The sequence below is a fragment of the Streptomyces sp. NRRL B-24572 genome (genome assembly GCF_002156145.1).
Lineage (GTDB): Bacteria > Actinomycetota > Actinomycetes > Streptomycetales > Streptomycetaceae > Streptomyces > Streptomyces vietnamensis.
Map to the genome: position 1 here is coordinate 1 of NZ_MWIG01000657.1, position 2292 is coordinate 2292.

A 2292-nucleotide genomic window follows, 5' to 3' on the forward strand; every position below is an offset into this window, starting at 1 on the left:
GGCCGCCGCCTCCGCCCCCGCCTTGATGCCCTCCCGGGTGCTCAGGTCGGCGCTCACCCACGCCGCCCGGCAGCCCTCGGCCGTCAACTCCTCGACCGTCGCGACCAGCTCGGACTCCTTGCGCGCCAGGACCACCACGCTCGCCCCCGCCCGGGCCAGCGCCCCCGCGATGGCCTTGCCGATGCCGGAACTGCCGCCGGTGACCAGGGCCGTGCGCCCGTCCAGCGAGAACAGCTCGGAGAGGTAGCCGGTGGAAGCGGTGTTCATGGTGTCGCTCCTCGTGTCGATGGCGGGCAGGTACACGCATCCTGGCACAGGGCCCGATCGGCCTTTCGGGTCCCGCCGCGATGTGCGACGTACGTCGGCGCGGGCAGGAATCGGCGGCCGGCCGAGGGGAGTTCAGGCGTAGGCGTCCTCGACCGCGACTCGTCGCACCGTACGCAGCGTCGACCGGAGGGTGTCCAGATCGGTCGAGCCCAGCGCGAGGCGGATCGCCTGCGGCGTGTGCGTCGAGGTGGTGAACGGCTCCGCCGTGGTCACCGAGATGTGCCGGCGCGCGAGGGCGGCGGTCAGGCGATCGGCGCGTGCGTCGTCGGGCAGCGGCAGCCAGGTGAAGTAGGACGAGGGGTGGCCGACGAGCGGTAGGCCTGCCAGTTCTTGTCCGGCGAGCGCCTGGCGGGCCCTGGCGTCGTCGCGTTTCTGCGCTTCCAGGTGGTCCACCGTGCCGTCGTCGAGCCAGCGGCAGACGATCGCGGTGGTGAGGGCGGGGGTGTTCCAGGTGGTTGCCCGGATCGCGCGTTCGAGCGAGGGCACCGCGGAAGGCGGGGCGACGACGAAGCCGACCCGCAGACCGGTGGCGACGCTCTTGGACAGTCCCGAGACGTAGACGGTGATGTCCGGTGCGGTTGCGACCAGAGGCGGGGGAGGGTCCTCGGCCAGGTAGGCGTAGGAGGCGTCTTCGATGATGAGCGGACCGTGCTGTCGGGCGATCTCGATCAGGCGGGTGCGGTCGGCCGGCGACATGACCCAGCCCAGAGGGTTGTGCAACGTGGGCATGGTGTAGATCGCGCGCACGGGGCGGGTCGCGCACAGCTTCTCCAGGGCGTCGAGATCCGGTCCGCCGGTGGTGATGGGGATGGGCTCCAGGTCGAGACGCAAGGCATGCGCGAGCACCTTGAAACCGGGATAGGTGAGTGCGTCGACCGCGACGACGTCGCCGGCGCCCAGCGTGGCCATGACGGTGATGGCCAGGCCGTGCTGCGCGCCGTTGGCGATGAGGATCCGATCCGCGCCCGTGGTGATTCCCCGGCGCCTCAGGTGTCGTGCGATCGAGGCCCTGTCCTGGGACCGGCCCGAGTGGGGCTGGTAGCGCAGCAGCGAGTCGAGATCACCGGAGGTGGCCACCTCGCGCAGGGCCTGCCGCAGGAGATCGGACTGGCCGGGCAGCGACGGATAGTTGAAGTTGAGGTCGACCGCACCCGTGGCGACGACCTGCTGATCGATGCCGTGACCGGCGGGAACCGCGATGTCACGCACGAACGTGCCGCGGCCCTGTTCCCGGCTCACCAGGCCCATCGCCTCCAGCTCGGCGTACACCCGGGTCGCGGTCACCACGGCGATGCCCTCGCGGGCGGCGAGCCCGCGGTGGGTCGGCAGCCGGGTGCCCGAGGCGAGCCGCCCCGCCCGGATGTCGGCCGCGAGGGCGTCGACCAGTTCCTTGTACCGCGGGGCTGCCATGCGCCGAATTGTATCCATGACAATTCTTTGGCTGTCCTGTTCGCGGGCCCTTACCGTCGAGCCCCACGCATCCCGGATCCGGAAGGGCAGCCGCCGTGCACATCGCCATCCTCACGTTCGAGGGCTACAACGAGCTCGACTCCCTGATCGCGCTCGGCGTGCTCAACCGCATCAAGACCGACGGCTGGCGCGTCACCATCGCCACCCCCAGCCCCAAGGTGACGTCGATGAACGGGGTGGTCATCGAGCAGATGTCCACCCTTGAGGAGGCGTGCGCCGCCGACGCCGTCATCGTCGGCAGCGGCATCGCCACCCGCGAGGTCGTCGAAGACCCGGCGATCATGAACATCCTGCGGGGCCTGGACCCCTCGCGCCAGCTCATCGCGGCGCAGTGCTCCGGCGCGCTCGTGCTGGCCAAGCTCGGCCTGCTCACCGACGTCCCCGCCTGCACCGACCTGACCACCAAGCCGTGGGTCGTCGCCGCCGGCGTCGAGGTCCTCAACCAGCCCTTCTACGCCAAGGAGAACATCGCCACCGCCGGCGGCGACGACCCAC

At 70.9% G+C, this 2292-nt stretch carries 3 protein-coding genes; 1 reads left to right on the forward strand and 2 read right to left on the reverse strand.

The window, feature by feature from the left end:
• Both CCN56_RS32830 and CCN56_RS32835 read right to left on the reverse strand, forming a co-directional pair.
• On the reverse strand, positions 1–267 hold a 267-nt coding region (locus CCN56_RS32830; protein ID WP_143664694.1), incomplete at its 3' end, for an SDR family NAD(P)-dependent oxidoreductase.
• A 132-nt stretch (positions 268–399) separates the two neighbouring features.
• Positions 400–1737 carry a PLP-dependent aminotransferase family protein gene (locus CCN56_RS32835; RefSeq protein WP_086831512.1) on the reverse strand — a complete coding sequence of 446 codons (1338 nt, stop codon included), beginning with the start codon at positions 1735–1737 and terminating at the stop codon, positions 400–402.
• A 95-nt stretch (positions 1738–1832) separates the two neighbouring features.
• Here CCN56_RS32835 and CCN56_RS32840 point away from each other — a divergent pair.
• On the forward strand, positions 1833–2292 hold a 460-nt coding region (locus CCN56_RS32840; RefSeq protein ID WP_086831513.1), incomplete at its 3' end, for a DJ-1/PfpI family protein.

Bases quoted from the DNA above. Each gene is read 5' to 3' on its own strand.
- CCN56_RS32835 (WP_086831512.1), bottom strand. From the start codon at position 1,737: ATGGCAGCCCCGCGGTACAAGGAACTGGTCGACGCCCTCGCGGCCGAC.